We start from the raw sequence: 15,725 nt of genomic DNA, 5'->3' as shown, positions 1-15,725 counted from the left end.
TGATTTAACCTAATATATACTAATATATATTAATATATACTTGATAGTGACAACGTAACCACGTATCCTGTTCTGACTAACTTGACCTGACTAACTACAGGAGTTAAGCTTAAAATGTGTTCAATGAGAGGTGATATTATGGAAAAGGTTAACATCTATGATGCTAAAACTAACCTGTCCAAGATCGTTCAAGAGGTCGCCCGGACTGGTGAGCCAGTTGTGATCGCAAAGAACGGTCACGCTCTGGTAAAAGTCATCGCCTACAGAGAAGAGAAGCCTAAGCGCAAGTTAGGTTTCATGCTCAACAAAGGTAGCGTTTCTGATAGCTTCCTTGATAACTTTGATGATATGAACGCTGATGAAATTCAAGATATGTTTGAAGGGAAATATGAGTAATGGATTACCTCTTAGATACCAATATCTTAATATTCATGGGTTATCGTCCTGATCGCTTAAAGCAAGAGGTTGTAGAGCTGTTGGAAGACACCGAAAACCGCCTGTTCTTCTCTGCTGCCAGCGTTTGGGAAGTCGTAATTAAAAGTAGTCTTAACAAGCCCTTTGACGTTGATAATCCAACGCTGTTTAGAGATGGCCTGTTTGAAGCTGGCTTGATTGAGATACCTGTTAAAAGCGAGCATACGCTTGTTGTAGCCGATTTGCCGGAGAAGCTACACAAAGACCCGTTTGACCGTCTTATCGTGGCTCAAGCGAAGCATAACAAGCTTCCTTTGATTACCAGCGATAGCAAGCTGATTGAGTTCGTTAGCGACTACATTACCATCATACCTAACCGATAAAAAAAGCCCCATAACAGGGGCTTTTTATTCAGTCTTCTTTACATTTTTCTTTAATGTGTTCATAAACTGATTTTAACTCTTCTTTTATCTGATGTGCTTTAAACCTTTTACCGTAGTTTTGAATACGATCTAGTTTAGTAATATTTAAACCACCTCTAACACAACATAGATAATAATCATTTGGGTTAATATAATATCCATTAGCTCTCATTTCAGAGACAAGAAATGTCAAAGCTTCACTTTCATCATCAAAACGCTCCGCTACTATATCTTTCATTATTACATTAAAGTTTGTTCTATTCATAATACTTTCCTTTTTTTATGTTTATTAACCTTTCAATACCATCCTATAACATTCAGTCAGAAAGATCGCTTTTAGACGCTTCTATCAATACTTTTGAAAGTGATGGGAATATATATTTATGCTTAGTGTTGTTATAACTCATAGATGTTTTTAAAACAAAACCACCCTTTTTAGACTCAACATACCACCATTTATGTGCTTCTAACTCAGACCTTTCTCTTCTTGAATAACCTAATTCAATCTTATCTTCTGACCATAGATTGATTATCTCTTTAGTGTTGATGTAATATCTAACTTCATCACTTCCGGGTTTTTTCCATTCATTAATAAAACCAGCTTCTTTCATTGCGTTAAAATCTTCACTATTTAAGTTTGACATAATATTCTCCTTTTGCTTTATGTTATATATATTAATTACACCATATTAAAATAATAGTCAAATAAATATATACTTTTATTTTAACTATCCGATAAGCGGTTTAGGTTTCTATTTTTTATTAGTGTTTTTATTTCCTCTTTGTATGCTATTAAAGTCATAATCTCTGTTAAAATCCCCATTGCTATCATTGTTGGAATATTGTTTGTTATCTCAAATAATGATGTTATCCCTAAACTGAACGCCACATTAAAAATTGAAGAAGTTATAATATTGATTGGTTTTTCTGTTTTATTCATTATTAATCTCCTCCACCGCCGCAATCGCCGCCACCATCACAATCTCCACCACTTCCAAAAAATGAGTCTGAGGTTGACGATCCTGAGCTTTTACTATTTCTTTTATGTTCTGTAATAAGTGATTTTTCAACAAGGTAGTTAAACTTATTACACAAAACCATTGCTTCATCTAACATATATTCAGCGTTTCTATAGTTGGATGGTTGTTTTAAATCTTTATCATAGAAAGCCAAAAGCTTTTTTCTTACTGTTTTACATTTGTCATTAAAGTCTTTGCTATACCCTTTTGAAAGCATAGCCCTACTTAATACATGTGAGGCTTTATCAATCTTTATCTTTAAAACCAATACCTTTATTTCTATCAAAAAACCTATTAAAAAGTTAATCATGTTATATTCTCCTTACCATAGCCCCTTGCGGGGCTGTGTTAGATATTAGCTGTTTATATAATCGTTAAAATCTACAGTGTAAAAACATTCGATATTATAATACTTTTCAAAGTTATAGATTAAATAGCAACCTTTATGATAATCAGAAGCGGCGTCTACTATTTTTCCAATGATCTTTTTATTTCCAGTTTTTTTAAACATTTCATTGCTTAACATCCAATCCGCAACATTTCTTATTTCGTCTTCTATTTTTACCGAAGCGTCTAAACTATTTAATGAAATGAATTTTAAAATAGCTGCGTCAGTGATTTCTATGTATTTAATTTTTTTCATATTACTTCTCCTTTTGTTTGTTTATATATAATTAATACAACATTTAAAATAATAGTCAAATAAATATATACTTTTATTTTAAATAACCAGATAAACGGTTTAATTAATCCGGTATATAAATCTTTGATTATTAATTTAACTCAATAAAAAATCCCCATTGCGGGGATTACATGGTTTCATTGAATATATTGAATGCTTTATCAAGAACACTTAGATAGTATTTTGGTCTTCTAAATGTATTTACTTCTTCAAAGAAGATAACTTTTTCAGCGAGAATGATTTTAGAGTTCATTGATTGATTGAACATTTCTTTGTTTTCATCATCTCTTATAAACACACACACAATCTTTTTGTGTGATTTTCCTTTTGACTGAGTTCCAAGCATTACAAGATAAACAAGGCTTTTACCATCACCAAGAGGCTTTGCTGTCTCTGAGAAGCTTTCAAACTCCTTGATAAGCTCTTCTACCTTCTCTTTATAGGTATAGCCTAAATCCTTGTTTAACCTTCTTAGCTCTGCGAACATATCATTTAGATAGTTTCTTATTACAAAAGTCTTATTTCCCTCTGTTCTAATCCTCCTTAACTCAATAAAATAGTTTCTGTTGTTTTCAATGAATTCCTGATGTTCCTGAAAATCGGGATTTAATAACCCCGCCTCATATAGTAAGTTAATGAACTCTTCAAAGTAAATGACTTCATCTTTATCAAGATTCAAATCAATCATGGATTTGAAAATCTTTTGTGCTGTTGTTGTTTCTATTAGTTTGCTCATTAGTTATCTCTCCCCTCTCTTCTTATTACCTCTTTTACAGCTTCTTCTATACAGTCAAAGAAGCTTTCAACCGCATCATCCAATTTGTTAAACATAACCAGCTCATTACCTACAGAAGCCTCGTAGCGTTCTGCTCCTATGTCTGTTCTTATGCTGACCTCATAGACGCCGCCGCAAAATTCAGCGCATACATAGCCTCTTTCGTTTGATAATGTTATATCCATATCTGACGTGTTTATGTCTTGATACTTAACTGCTAATACCAATGCCTTTTTCTCTATAAGATTGATTAACTGCTCTGTATCGCTAAGTGTAATTTTTACATCATTAAACTTTGTTCTTTTATAATTATTTTTTGGCATTGGAATATTATCAACTTCATTTATTATCATATACCCTTGTTCGCTTATATAATCCATAAGTAGACGTGAAGTGATAGTTGGTTCCATTCTGTCTAAATCCATAGTTATTGTTCTTTTATTCATAATACTTCTCCTTTTGTTTGTTTAATCATTAGTTCATCTTGTTTATAAAAATCATTTCGTAGATAAAACCTACTACCATCGCTAACATCAAGCTCTCAAGGGTAGATTCCATAACATCCCTTAAGTTAAAGGATAATCCTACACTCATATTTAAAAACATAGGTGTCATTATAAATAATAAAACCAAATGTGAGTTTGCTGATAAAAAATATAAAAACTGTTTCATTTTGCGTTCCTTTTTGTTTGCTTATATTTAATTAATACTATATTTAAAATAATAGTCAAATAAATATATACTTTTATTTTAAAATAACGGATAAAAGGAGTAGTTAACCCGAAGTGTATTTAAAAACCCGCTTATTTTTATTTAACAGTGTATTGTGATTAAAAATATTTACCTCTTTAATATCTACATTTTCTTTAAAAGCAATCGGAGCCATTACTTGAATGATTGCCATCTTTACCATAAGAGGATCTATGTCATTAAGATTTAGTGTTGTATCAAGATAGCATCCATTCTTCTGATGTAGTTCTTTCAGTGTCGATAACACTATAGAGCCAGCACCACAGCATTCTTCATTGATTTTCGCTGTATCCGCCCTTGAGCGCATACCAATAGATGTTATGAGACTGCTTACATCGTCAGGCGTCAGGAACTGGCCTAAACCATCACCGCACTTACCTGTAAGATAGATCTCTTCATACAGCTCTGATAGAACGTCTGTAAACGCTTCTTTCTGTTTGATGATATGAACGTATTGGTAAGCCGCATCTGCAGCCTTGCTATACTTCTCTATCTCGTTTTTTGGCATGTTAGCTATGATATTGCCGTCGAAGATACCAGACGTAATCTGGAAGGTTTTTTGTTTGGTATGTAGAGCATCACAAACAAGGTAAAGGCAAAACCCTGTAAAGAGTTCTATTGCTTTTAAAATGCTTACTGCGTTTAATGTTGTAGAGGGATTTTTGATTTCAGTAATGAGTTTTGATAAATGCTGTATGTTATTCATAATGCCTTCCTTTAGTTATTTATTTCTAAAGTTAACACTATGACAAAAGCATAAATCAAATTTATTTATAAAACAGAAAGCCCCCGAAGGGGCTTAAAGAGAGGTGTTATCTTGTGAATACAACTCTATCGGAATAAATGGTTTTAGAAAGGATAAAAGTTAAGAGTAAGAAGAAACATAGTGAAACTAAACCAGCCATCATGTTTTCAGCCAAAATCAAGACACCAAAGCTTAATACAACAGATAATAAAGCTCCAATTTGACCGAACCACAAAGGCGCTTTACCGTATGTTATGTTTGCCCCACACGGTAAACAAACACCTAATCCGTGTTTAGTCTCATGATCACAAAAAGGACAGCGAACAGTTTTATTTTCCATTTTGATTAATCCTTTTTAAACTTTGTGCCTTGATAAATCACGCCGCCGTCTTTTGTTTTCTCAAGCTTGAACGTCCATGACCCGACAACGCTATGTTGAGTTTTAGCTATGTAGGTTGGTTTTTGGCTTTCATCCCACGACTTCACCGGAAAGCTTTCACCCCTGAACTTGATCACATCCTTTTGAACGTCGAGAACAGCGCCGTATTGAGCGTTTTCATACGTTCCATAGATACCATCATCACCACAACCGGAGAGCGCCAGCGATGCCATAAGAGCCGCTGCTGCTAAAATCTGCTTCTTCATAATGTGTTCCTTACTGTTCTGATTTGTGTTTGTAACAAGAAATTTCAAAACAAGTTAAAAATGACGTAACCGACAATTAAAATCAAGTTATTAATTGGTTTTATCAATTGATTGGTGGTTTTGATAGGTTTTAACTTTCAATGTAAAGATGTGAATAGATGAATACTTTTAAAACCCCTTACGGGGCTTTATGCTGGTTTGGATGTGTTCTTTTTGGATTTTAGTTTGATGTAAAAGGCGTGAACTATAGTCATTAAGACAAACGCGATGACGCAATCAATATAAAAGAAGAAAGATTTAGCTGCTGTCTGAACTGCTTCACCACCCAATATGCTGGCAATAAACATAGCGAATAAGAAAAGAAAACCGATCTTGAATATTCTTTTATACCATATTCCATAAACCTTGTGTTCTGAAATCCAACTAACAAAACCCACCATATTAATGAATATCAATAAATTCACTATAATAACCAATGTTAAAAATATCATATTATTCTCCTGTTCTGCTTATTTTTGTATCAACGCTATTGGTTTTACTCATCACGTCAAAAACTATGTTTGTTAACTCATCCTTCATTGATTCTGCAAACTGTTCTATTTTTGCTTTATCTTTTCCGGCATATACTCTTTTGTCTGTTAAAAGATCAACTTCACTTTTTACTAAATATTTTGGTTCCGTTCCTCTTACTACTTTATGATTTGATTTTTTTTTATAAATCCTAAAGTGATAGTAATTTCCATGTTTAATCTGTTTTAACGTGTAGTCATAATCACAATATTGTATTTTATCTATTATCATAACTACCTCTGCTTTTCGTTATCTGAACAACAAATGCTTTATGTCTAAAGGCAAAGTCTCTTAGTTTCTTTGTTATCTCTTCATCATTACTTTCATCAACATCAGTATAAATAATGAATAAGTCAGTAGCTTTTAATGTATCCCTCATTTTACTTGATAAGAATAACAAGCTTCCCGGCTCAACAACTTTAATTTTTGCTGTGCTGATCTTTATGTTTGCTTTGTTTCTTTCGATTATATATTTAATACCATCTAAATCTTTTTCGTTATCTACTTCGTATTTGTTAAAGTGAACGCTCAAATTCATAGAGCTTATAATGTGTAAAGATAGTTCTTTACTTTGTGCGTAATCCATAAATATCTCCTTTGTTTGTTATATATATAAATATAAATAACAAAACTAACCCAATTGTCAAATAATCGGAAGATGTTTTAGATAAGCGGATTACTTACAGATTTAATCTTTAATGATAAGAGAAGTTAACTCTATTAACTCTTCATCATCCAGAAGATGCCTGTAATAAATATTGTTATAAAATGACTGGATAGCTTTTACGGAAATGTTTTTTTGATAACTGATAATTAGGCGGGTGATAAGAATTGAGGGTTTGTTATATCCAGTTCTGAACGTATCAAAGTATTCAAGTAAGTAGTCATGTTTCACCTGTTTGAAATCTAAACCACTTTCAGAACACTGCTTGAAAACTGATAATATCTCTTCTGCCGTTCCCTTTTTAACAGTGTAATAGAGCTTTTCAGCAAGCCTTTTTTTATATAGCTCTTGCTGTTTCTGTTCATCAAGAAAATCTTTCAGGCTTTTGTATTTGAGCATGAGATACACACGTTAGGACTTAACTTAACCAACATACCATGTGTTGGGGCTGGTTTCTACCCTGTAGAGCTACAGAACGGGCAAGACAAAGGGGCTGTAAGCCCCTTGCATCACCATTCTCTCACCGTGTCTATCAACTCTCTTATCATCAACCCTGTCATCATCACAAGGATAACCGGAAGGTAGATAATCATGCCTAAGATCACTACAATAACACCTCCTGACATTGCCGCATTCTCTAAATGATTTTCGATATTAAATCTCTTCCTTAAAGACTGTTTCTTTTCTGCCTCTTCATCTTCTTTTGATAAAGATATTGTGATAGTCGAGTCATCTAATGATATTTCATCTTCTTTTTTTGTTGTTCCATTCCAGTTATCATTACTTTTCATTTTCACCCTCTTTAATGATGCTTTGAATATGATAAATATCAGACAAAAGCCATTCATTTTCTTTACGAGCACATTCAAGCTTATCTTTTAATTCACTTATAATGTGTTCATACTTCATTATTATACATTCCTTTTCATCTTCTAAAATTTTTAATCTACCAACTAACTCTTTCTCGTTTTTTGTTTTAAGTTCTAAGATCTGGTCTATAACTTGACGTTCTATTGTTTTCTCACTCATAGTGATTTCCTTATATTGGCTTATAAAAAAGGGGATTACTCCCCAATGGTTGTTTTATTATATTTTTAACTCTTCTATTTCATCTTCAAGAGCACTGATTTTCAAATCACGTTTAGCTAACAAGAAGGATAGGATCTCTATTCTCTCTTTAAGCTGCTCAATCTTTTTATCTTTGGATTTTGCTTCTAAGGTTATTTCAGCTATGGTTTTAATCTTTTCATCAATCACACTGATTAAATCATCATGGCTATGTGTTTTATTGTTTTCTACAATCCCAAAGAGTTCTTCAATTATACTGTTTTCATTCATAATGTTTTCCTTTTATTTTATGTTATATTAAATAGATACCTCTTTTAAAATATTAGTCAAATTAATAAATACTTTTATTTTAAATATATTTTATTATCTGGATTAAAGGGCTATGTAAGCCCTTTAATCAATAAAATCAAGCAAGTCATTTCACTCTCTAAATACTCACGATTAATCGTTATGGATTTTATTAGCTTCAAGCATTTCTAAAACTTGTGTGCAAGCATCTAAATCATCAGAAACAGAGTTAATGATTAAAGAGTTATTAATGATAAATAGATCTTCTTCTAAAAGAAATTCTTTTAACTCTTCTTCTGTATCAAAATGGATTGCTTCATATTCATGATTTTTTCCATTAAAGTTAGTTAGGATATTTTCACAAAAAACATCTGTTTCTAATAAATCTATAACGTCATTTAGATATGCTTCTATATCCTCTAAAACATCATAAACATCTATATCAACTTTATGAGATTGAAACTCAGCTAAATCTTCATACTTTGCTAAACTCTCATCATCAAGTTTAATTATTCCTTCATAAATGTATTTTGCTAACATATTAGTTGTTATAGTTGCTATTTTTAGTTCTTTGTTGTCTTTCATATTACTTATCCTTTTTTATGTTATGTTTAATAGATACCACCTTGAAAATACATTTCATTTTCTTAAATACAGGGCTATGTAAGCCCCTTATTTAATCAAGCCAATATAAAACACTCTCAATGTCTTTTTTCTTTAATGTCTTATACATGTTATCGAGTAAACAGTAATAAACAGCGGAATACGTATTACTTAAAGCCTCAATATCTCCATATTTATTACTCATATCACTATTAAAGCAAAGGTTAACAGCATACTTTAATACAGCTTTATTTATTCTGTTTTCTTCCAGTTGATTATAAGTAAACAACAACTTACTACCCTCAAATGAAAAGAATGGAACACGATCAATCTGTGGATAATCCTTGTTTGATACATATTCAGGCATCATTAATGTTTTACTATGTTCATAACCTTCTACGTTCTCTTTTGCGAACTCTTCGAAATCACTTCTCACTACGTTCATGTATTCCATATATCACCTCTTATTTTTGATTAAAATAACTATTATCTTCATTAACGATACCAATACGGCGTTCAATCATCATCATTGATAAACACATATCAGCAACCATTAAAACTTTTTGGTAATGCTCTTCGTTATCACACTTCCTTTTATCTATAAGTAATCTATTAATATTGCTTACTTCTTTTAGACATTGTGAAAATAACTCCGGGCTATGTTCTTTATATGGTGCTGACATCATACCTTCTATTGTTATATAGTTATTTCCCATATTGCTTGTTTGAAAATCTACAGGTCTAAACTTCTTTTTCATTTTTTATTCCCTCACTTTTTAAATCTCGTCAAGATTTACCCAGTTCCAAAAATACATACCCAAATGGCGAGGCCATTTTCCATCATATCGTTCTGTTTCGTCTTCATAATAAAGAATGCCATATTTATCAACAAAAGAACTTACTGACTCGTGATAAGGACAACACCAAGAGTTTATAGAGTTAAAAGATACGGAACTATCGAATATTTCAGCAATATCGCAAGCTATTTCATATTGTTCATATGAATCGACAGGTTGATAAGTTTCAAAGTAAATATCGTACCATTCTTTTCTATATCTTTTTTCCTGCGTAAAATGCTCATCATCTTCAAGATGGTCTTTTTTGACGACATGAAGATCATGCTTTTTTGCAAGTTCTATCAGATTATTTATATCGCTAACCCACGCAGTGAGCTGTTCTCTATTTTTTTTCTTAATCTGAATGCTTAATACATTTAATGCTGTATAACTCATTTTATTTTCCTCTTTTTGTTTTATAAATAATTACGCTGCTTTTTGGTTGATACTTTCCTTACTCCAGATCATGAGCAAGTCAGTAGCTTTAACCGCCTGAAACCCGTCAGCGGTCTTCTTACGCCGTCCGGCGGTATAGGTAATGTCAAAACGCAACACAGAAGCATCTGAGGCGTTTTCTTCAAAGAAGCTATCATTTGCCTCTCTGTTGGCTAACCACACAACACAGCCCCGCTCCTGAAGCTGGCGACACCATTTGATTAGGGCTTTATGGTCTTCATCAGTGAACGCATGGCCATAATCGGCGTAGCTATCCCTGTATGGCGGATCACAGTAGACAAAAGCCCCTACAGGAACATCGAGATCAGCATACGAACCGCAATGGATAGACGTTGCCTGTAAAGCTCTGTGCCAATCGTTCAGGAGTGAGTAATCAAACAGGCCGCTCTTATGGTTAAGCAACCCTGCGCCTGTTCCATAGCGTCCTGTCTTCTTGTTTACCTGCCATATCCCGTTAAAGCCGGTGCTCATCAAAAACAGGAGTAAGGCCGATGCCCGGACACTACCAATCTGTTCTTTCCAGTATTGTTCTCTACGCTGATAGAAACGGTAGTTCCTGACTTCATGAGAGCGTATAGACAGATACGCCGCTTCCAGCTCCTGCAGCTCGATACAGAACGCTTCAAAATCGTGTTTGATGGTATTGAGTAGACTTACCAGCTCAGGGTTAATGTCGTTGATGATTGTAGGGATATGGTTGTATGTAGACTTAACAGACGCAAAGAGAGCGCCAGCCCCGAAGAACGGCTCTACGTATGCGCTTACGCTGTTCAAATCTGGTAAATGTGGATTGTAGCTTTTGAGTAGCTTAGATTTGCCGCCAGCCCAACGGTAAAGGGGCTTTAGGCTTGAAGATGGGGTGTTTTGGATAGATACAGTCATAAACCAACCTCTATAGATAGATCAGCTCCATGAGTTCATGGAACAGGCCGGAACCATTCCGGCGGTTGGTGCATCATCATCTATCGAAAGATGGAGGCTTAAAGCCTGAACCTACATGATGCGTAAAGCATATGACTGCTTTGATTTGGTAATTGTCTACAGAACGCTTATGACGATCAACACTTTTTTCAAGAAAATGAAAAATATTTTTCAACTGCTATTGACGGAAGGAAGGTAATTGATTACTTAATTAATACGTAAATATTAATACCCAATTTCTATTTATTGTAAGTTTTGACATCATATAAGTATCACTTTTAGAAAAAGCACTCTCAATGAGTGCCTTTTCTTTTCTGTATTTCATTAATCAGACTTTGCTCATACCGCATTATATAGGAAAGAAACTTTTCATTCTCATCTTTGATTATTATTTCATACGTGGATTTGTATTTGCTATTTTTCTTTTGGGGATCTGCTCCATTCAAAAGAAGATGGATATAAAACTTAATGTTATTAATTGAGTAAGCTATTTCTAATGGCAGTCTTCCATTTATTGGCTTATTAACATCTTTGAACAACCCCACTACTAAACAGAACAAATTATAGTATTGATGGTTTTCATTATCTGACTTTGAAAAAATAGACAAAAGACACCAAGACAAAATATTCATATTAGTGTCTAATTGGTGCTTAGTGAGATAATCATAGAATAGTGAAGTTTGATTTCTGTCTATATATGATTTTAACGTATCTAAAGAAAACTCATCCATGTTATTTCTCTGCTGATAGTAATACTCTTGACATTGAAGAAGCATTTTGAAGATCAAGTAGTGTTATCTGGTCTGCCGCTTTTCTGCCTTGATTGTCTTTTATTGATACATCGCCTCCTGCGGAGATAAAGAACTTAACAGCCTCTGTATTACCCATGAGAACGGCATAGAACAGAACTGTTTTACCTGCTTTATCTTGCTTGTTAATGTCAAAGTATTTGGTAAGCATTCTTGCTACTTCATAGCTCTTATATTGTTTTGTAAGTAGAACAACATGGAAAATATTGGCTACTTCATCAATATAAAAATCTTCTTCAATAACGCGGTTTTCATTAATGAATTTTTCAATTTCAATTGTATTTTTGGTTTTTAATATGTCTGTTAATGCTTTCATGATTTTTCCTTTTTCTTTTCAATTGGGTGATAATTATAAATTAAAATAAAAACAAAATATGTCAATGCCAGAAAAGAAAAAACCCGCCAGAAGCGGGTTAAACTAAAGAGGTAGTCCGGTTATTTCTTTACGCTACTTGTAGCATCTGCTTTTTTTGTTCAAGTGCGTTCCTGATCATTTCTTTAAGCTTATTCATAAAGCTTTGGTATTCTTCTTTATCCGCAGGCTTGATTTTAGTGTCGTGGCGATCTCCATTCTTGTTTTTGAGGAATGGACTACAACCTAACTTGATAAGTGCTTTAATCATTTCAATGTCGGATGTTTTAAACAATGCTGTTTCACCATCGTTGTTTAAATGGTTAATATTTGCGCCTTGTGAAATCAAAAATTTGATAACAGCGATGTTTTTGTTATAGAAGATAGCTGTTTCACCTTTCTTATTGGTAAAGTTAACATCAGCGCCGTGAGCTACTAATGCCTTTGCTACTTCTAAGTTTTCAGCTAAAGCTAAAGGGAATACACTACCCATAAGGCCGTTTACATCAGCTCCGGCCTTTACCAATATATCTACATCTTCGGCTGTTTCAGCAAACAGCAACTCTCTTTTAATATCTAAATCAAGCATAAACCACCTCTTATAGTTTAAATTATTTATAATAAATATATATACTATTTTTTTAATAAAATCAAATTTTGCACGCTTAATATAAAATATTTAGCGCATATATTTGAAAAATATCGAGTAAAATAAAATTGATTATTCCATGAATAGAGTGTATATTGAAGTTCTATTCATAATGTGTTTTCTATTTTGGAAAACGACTATTTAATAAAGTTTAAGGGGCTGCTTTCGCAACCCCTTTTTTTTATGTTCTATCAAAGTAAGCGGAATAATCTTCTTCGTATTGAGCGGAAGCTTCAAGTATTTTGTTTATGTTAAACTCACTATCAGCATTGTTTTGATTAAGAATTTCGGTTTGTCCTTCTGTTTTCTCACTATCGTTCACAAGAACAGTATTCTTTGTAGTGAACATGGTGGAACTTAGCTCATCTATAGGTTTCAATGTTAAGCGAACAGTTCTTGTAGTGGATAAACCTAAATAATCCTTCTTCTTATCTGTAAATTTCGCGTCATGTTCAACCATACCTAACTTCTCAAGAGATTGGCAAAGCTCGTTAAAATCAAGTTGAGCATGTTGTTTGAGGTGTTTGATGCCCATAGCGTTGAAAACTATTGTTCCGTCAAAATCATCAGCGTGTTCCATGACTCTATTGATCTTAACTTCCGCTAAAACCGAACCTCTATGAGTAGCATTGTTAGTAAGCGTTTGAGCCGCTTTTTTCTGCGTTCTGCTGATACTTTCGTTTATATCATCTGATTGTTCAGCATAAGCAAACTTACTCCAAGAGATCATGCCTTTGTTAGCATTAATCCATTCATAAAGACGCTCAATATGAGAAATGTATTTATAATCAGCATAATCAATTTGTTCGTTAATATCCTGAGCATATTTATTTTTATAAATGTTTATTGCTTCATGAGTTAACATAGCACTTTCTTTGCCTAAAACGCTTTCCATAATTTCAGCACCAAGCATGATAAGAGCTAAAGTATGCGCTGAACGACGGTTCTTTTTGAAATATCTTAACTCTTCTGTAGTTAATAACTCAGATTCAAAATCAGCAAGTTTTTGCTCAAGTTCATCAGCGTTTTTTGTTATATATGCGATAATTTCATCATATATATGACCATAATTCTCTGAAAGCTTAGACATCCACTGAGAAACTTTACCTCCATCATTCTTGTCAGGGAAGAAGATATGAAGGTCAGGATCATGAATATCTATTTCAATAAGACGAGTTAAAATAGCCGACTCTTTGCCATCACCTTTAACACTTTGTCTTAGTGATTGGTTGGAAGTCGTGAAGAACATACCGTTCCAAACGTTAGGTTGTTTAAAAGTGTTATCTTTATCGAAAATAACTCTACCACCGCCGTTAGTAAGGCGCATTATCCTTTGTGGTAAGTCATTTGTTCTAAGTAGCTCGTCAATCTCATCAAGAAAAACAGGGCCATGATTATAAGCAGTAGCAAAGTTTTCAACGCCAACTTCTGAACTTATAGCTTCAATAATCATACGGCCTTTAGCTGGAGAACCTTCTGTAGCCGCACATATTTTAAGAGTTGTAGATTTACCTTTTTCACCTTCACCCGTGTAGTTAACAATCGGGCAAAACTCATCTGAAATACAAATACGGCCTTTTGTGTATGACGCATATGTGCCAGCTAAGAAAATACGAACTGCCGGAGAGTGTTTAATTATCTCTCTTGTAGTTTCCTTCTGGATTTCAGGATCACCTTTCTTTTCACTCTGAGTAGCAACCTTGCCGACATACAGATCATGCTTAGAGCGGATATGAAGGTCAGGAGTCACCCAGCCTCTTTGTGTGTAGCCTGTCATGCGCTTGATGAAAGCAGGATAGACTTTACCATTTGGCCTTACATGAGGCTCATAGCCAGCTTGTGCGGCCTCCATGAAGGCTTTATACACTTCTGAACGGTCAGAACCCGCAGGAGGCGTCCAATCGTTCAAGGTAAGACGTGATTTAGAGCTGGTAAACTCTGCTCGATCCGATGAAGAAAGAGCAACTTCATTTACTTCTAAATCGTTATTGAGAAATCGAACACCTGTATAACCAGTATTAGCTTCTAAGGTTTTTACGCCTGAACCTTGTTTAGCAGTGGAAAGCTTTAAGTATGGAATAGCAAAATAGTTGTGAATTTGCTTCCAGTAAGGATTACCATCTTTTGGGTAAATCCTTTTAAAGAAGCCTTTAGGATGAATAGCGTAGTTATTTGAAGCATAGAAAGCTTCATCAGTAATACGCTCGTCGTATAATTTAGCATTATCGAAAGCATCAATTTCAGGATGCGTTAAAGTTGTATCTTCATCAGATTGTTGTTCTTCATCATCTAATGACAAATCCATATTATCAAGAAGCTTTTCAGCTTCCATTTCTGTATTTTCTCTATTCATAATCTCACCTATTATAATATTTTTATGTATGTATTTTTGGTGTGTTATCACACTCTTTTACTGTTATACCATTTTTTCTAGAAAATTCAATACTTAACACGTCAAATTGTATATCACATAGATAAGTGTGTGTTTTTAACGAGTATTTGACTTATCCAGTTGTCGATCATTTGAAGATGATATTTTTTATTTATGTTATCCATCTTTCTTGCGTCGTCTTTAAGTTCTCTAATAACATCCTTGATTATTACTTGTTGTAAATCTCTTTCATGGAAAGAGTTTGAAACTAAAACATTTAGTCTACACATAATAGCTTCTTTGAAAAAGTAATAAATAAAACTGTCATAGGGTGATTCTGGCCTGACAAATTTAAAATCTCTAATATCTTTAGCAAAATAATCAACAAAAGAAACAATGCTTTCTGATATTAAATCTTCTTTGCCGTAAATCCAAAAGCTGTTATTGCCTTTTTCTACAACCAAGTTTTCATTAATATGATAGCGAGTTTTTAACTTTTCAAAAGTTTCATGAGGTCTAATAGCGTTCCAGACAATACCCAAGAGAACCAAATCACTTTCTAATGATAAAGTTTTTTCCTCTCCTGATATTTCAACTTCTTCCTGAACTTCATCAGGCTCATTATCTAAACTCTGCTTTTGCCTTAATAAATCACTAACTGACTTTGATAATCCCATATGCGTAAT

The 15,725-nt window shown here is 33.5% G+C and carries 29 protein-coding genes; 2 read left to right on the top strand and 27 right to left on the bottom strand.

All coding sequences use genetic code 11. From position 1 onward, the window contains the following. The first annotated feature begins 138 nt into the window (after positions 1-138). Together L350_RS10610 and L350_RS10615 are read left to right on the top strand one after the other, a co-directional pair. Positions 139-396, top strand: a complete 258-nt coding sequence (locus tag L350_RS10610; protein WP_032625137.1) for a type II toxin-antitoxin system Phd/YefM family antitoxin — start codon at positions 139-141, stop codon at positions 394-396. After that, the gene (locus L350_RS10615) at positions 396-797 is read left to right on the top strand and encodes a type II toxin-antitoxin system VapC family toxin (RefSeq protein ID WP_032625133.1); all 402 of its coding nucleotides are present in this window, start codon (positions 396-398) and stop codon (positions 795-797) included. Before L350_RS10610 ends, L350_RS10615 begins: the two co-directional genes overlap by 1 nt. Before the next feature lie 28 nt (positions 798-825). Here L350_RS10615 and L350_RS10620 read toward each other — a convergent pair whose 3' ends face one another. From L350_RS10620 to L350_RS10750, 27 genes are all read right to left on the bottom strand, one after another. After that, positions 826-1,101, bottom strand: coding sequence for a hypothetical protein (locus L350_RS10620; protein ID WP_032625131.1), 276 nt, complete (start codon positions 1,099-1,101; stop codon positions 826-828). 52 nt (positions 1,102-1,153) lie between these two features. Further along, positions 1,154-1,480, bottom strand: coding sequence for a hypothetical protein (locus tag L350_RS10625; protein WP_032625129.1), 327 nt, complete (start codon positions 1,478-1,480; stop codon positions 1,154-1,156). Between the two features lie 80 nt (positions 1,481-1,560). Next, complete coding sequence (locus L350_RS10630) at positions 1,561-1,776, bottom strand: hypothetical protein (protein ID WP_032625127.1); 216 nt, start codon at positions 1,774-1,776, stop codon at positions 1,561-1,563. A 2-nt stretch (positions 1,777-1,778) separates the two neighbouring features. Then, positions 1,779-2,165 (bottom strand): hypothetical protein, encoded by a 387-nt coding sequence (locus L350_RS10635; protein ID WP_032625125.1) that lies wholly within the window; start codon positions 2,163-2,165, stop codon positions 1,779-1,781. Positions 2,166-2,210: 45 nt separating this feature from the next. Next, positions 2,211-2,498: a hypothetical protein gene (locus L350_RS10640; protein ID WP_032625123.1), complete on the bottom strand. Its 288-nt coding sequence runs from the start codon at positions 2,496-2,498 to the stop codon at positions 2,211-2,213. Positions 2,499-2,664: 166 nt separating this feature from the next. Then, a complete protein-coding gene (locus L350_RS10645; RefSeq protein ID WP_032625121.1) occupies positions 2,665-3,273 on the bottom strand; it encodes a hypothetical protein in 609 nt (202 codons plus the stop codon). After that, a complete protein-coding gene (locus L350_RS10650) occupies positions 3,273-3,758 on the bottom strand; it encodes a hypothetical protein (protein WP_032625118.1) in 486 nt (161 codons plus the stop codon). Before L350_RS10650 ends, L350_RS10645 begins: the two co-directional genes overlap by 1 nt. 28 nt (positions 3,759-3,786) lie before the next feature. Continuing rightward, a complete protein-coding gene (locus tag L350_RS10655) occupies positions 3,787-3,984 on the bottom strand; it encodes a hypothetical protein (RefSeq protein WP_032625113.1) in 198 nt (65 codons plus the stop codon). Between the two features lie 103 nt (positions 3,985-4,087). Continuing rightward, positions 4,088-4,768, bottom strand: a complete 681-nt coding sequence (locus L350_RS10660; protein ID WP_032625110.1) for an N-6 DNA methylase — start codon at positions 4,766-4,768, stop codon at positions 4,088-4,090. Between the two features lie 106 nt (positions 4,769-4,874). Continuing rightward, positions 4,875-5,147, bottom strand: coding sequence for a hypothetical protein (locus tag L350_RS24255; RefSeq protein WP_071993653.1), 273 nt, complete (start codon positions 5,145-5,147; stop codon positions 4,875-4,877). Positions 5,148-5,152: 5 nt separating this feature from the next. Further along, positions 5,153-5,452, bottom strand: a complete 300-nt coding sequence (locus L350_RS10665) for a hypothetical protein (RefSeq protein WP_032625108.1) — start codon at positions 5,450-5,452, stop codon at positions 5,153-5,155. 492 nt (positions 5,453-5,944) lie between these two features. Then, the gene (locus L350_RS10675; protein WP_032625102.1) at positions 5,945-6,253 is read right to left on the bottom strand and encodes a hypothetical protein; all 309 of its coding nucleotides are present in this window, start codon (positions 6,251-6,253) and stop codon (positions 5,945-5,947) included. Continuing rightward, positions 6,240-6,608: a hypothetical protein gene (locus tag L350_RS10680; RefSeq protein WP_032625100.1), complete on the bottom strand. Its 369-nt coding sequence runs from the start codon at positions 6,606-6,608 to the stop codon at positions 6,240-6,242. Before L350_RS10680 ends, L350_RS10675 begins: the two co-directional genes overlap by 14 nt. Positions 6,609-6,710: 102 nt before the next feature. Further along, entirely contained in the window at positions 6,711-7,085 is a 375-nt protein-coding gene (locus tag L350_RS10685; protein ID WP_032625097.1) for a hypothetical protein, read from the bottom strand. A gap of 110 nt (positions 7,086-7,195) precedes the next feature. After that, positions 7,196-7,477: a hypothetical protein gene (locus L350_RS10690; protein ID WP_032625095.1), complete on the bottom strand. Its 282-nt coding sequence runs from the start codon at positions 7,475-7,477 to the stop codon at positions 7,196-7,198. Beyond that, positions 7,467-7,715 carry a hypothetical protein gene (locus L350_RS10695; protein ID WP_032625093.1) on the bottom strand — a complete coding sequence of 83 codons (249 nt, stop codon included), beginning with the start codon at positions 7,713-7,715 and terminating at the stop codon, positions 7,467-7,469. Before L350_RS10695 ends, L350_RS10690 begins: the two co-directional genes overlap by 11 nt. Before the next feature lie 57 nt (positions 7,716-7,772). Beyond that, entirely contained in the window at positions 7,773-8,024 is a 252-nt protein-coding gene (locus L350_RS10700; protein WP_032625091.1) for a hypothetical protein, read from the bottom strand. A gap of 171 nt (positions 8,025-8,195) precedes the next feature. Beyond that, positions 8,196-8,627 carry a hypothetical protein gene (locus L350_RS10705; RefSeq protein ID WP_032625088.1) on the bottom strand — a complete coding sequence of 144 codons (432 nt, stop codon included), beginning with the start codon at positions 8,625-8,627 and terminating at the stop codon, positions 8,196-8,198. 91 nt (positions 8,628-8,718) lie between these two features. Further along, positions 8,719-9,099: a hypothetical protein gene (locus L350_RS10710; RefSeq protein ID WP_032625086.1), complete on the bottom strand. Its 381-nt coding sequence runs from the start codon at positions 9,097-9,099 to the stop codon at positions 8,719-8,721. Between the two features lie 10 nt (positions 9,100-9,109). Then, the gene (locus L350_RS10715) at positions 9,110-9,403 is read right to left on the bottom strand and encodes a hypothetical protein (RefSeq protein WP_032625082.1); all 294 of its coding nucleotides are present in this window, start codon (positions 9,401-9,403) and stop codon (positions 9,110-9,112) included. An 18-nt stretch (positions 9,404-9,421) separates the two neighbouring features. Further along, positions 9,422-9,877, bottom strand: coding sequence for a hypothetical protein (locus L350_RS10720; RefSeq protein ID WP_032625078.1), 456 nt, complete (start codon positions 9,875-9,877; stop codon positions 9,422-9,424). A gap of 30 nt (positions 9,878-9,907) precedes the next feature. Then, positions 9,908-10,819 (bottom strand): DNA adenine methylase, encoded by a 912-nt coding sequence (locus tag L350_RS10725; protein ID WP_032625076.1) that lies wholly within the window; start codon positions 10,817-10,819, stop codon positions 9,908-9,910. A 332-nt stretch (positions 10,820-11,151) separates the two neighbouring features. Then, positions 11,152-11,589 (bottom strand): hypothetical protein, encoded by a 438-nt coding sequence (locus tag L350_RS10730; RefSeq protein ID WP_032625073.1) that lies wholly within the window; start codon positions 11,587-11,589, stop codon positions 11,152-11,154. 1 nt (position 11,590) lies between these two features. Beyond that, positions 11,591-11,983, bottom strand: coding sequence for an ankyrin repeat domain-containing protein (locus L350_RS10735; protein WP_032625070.1), 393 nt, complete (start codon positions 11,981-11,983; stop codon positions 11,591-11,593). Between the two features lie 127 nt (positions 11,984-12,110). Next, on the bottom strand, positions 12,111-12,608 hold the full coding sequence (locus L350_RS10740) for an ankyrin repeat domain-containing protein (RefSeq protein WP_032625068.1): 498 nt from the start codon (positions 12,606-12,608) through the stop codon (positions 12,111-12,113). Between the two features lie 241 nt (positions 12,609-12,849). Then, on the bottom strand, positions 12,850-15,021 hold the full coding sequence (locus tag L350_RS10745) for a DUF927 domain-containing protein (protein WP_080472165.1): 2,172 nt from the start codon (positions 15,019-15,021) through the stop codon (positions 12,850-12,852). 113 nt (positions 15,022-15,134) lie between these two features. After that, complete coding sequence (locus L350_RS10750) at positions 15,135-15,716, bottom strand: hypothetical protein (RefSeq protein ID WP_032625063.1); 582 nt, start codon at positions 15,714-15,716, stop codon at positions 15,135-15,137. Positions 15,717-15,725 lie beyond the last annotated feature (9 nt).

The sequence above is a fragment of the Enterobacter sp. MGH 4 genome, assembly GCF_000534735.1.
Taxonomy (GTDB): domain Bacteria; phylum Pseudomonadota; class Gammaproteobacteria; order Enterobacterales; family Enterobacteriaceae; genus Enterobacter; species Enterobacter intestinihominis.
This window is presented reverse-complemented; position numbering and strand designations above follow the sequence as displayed.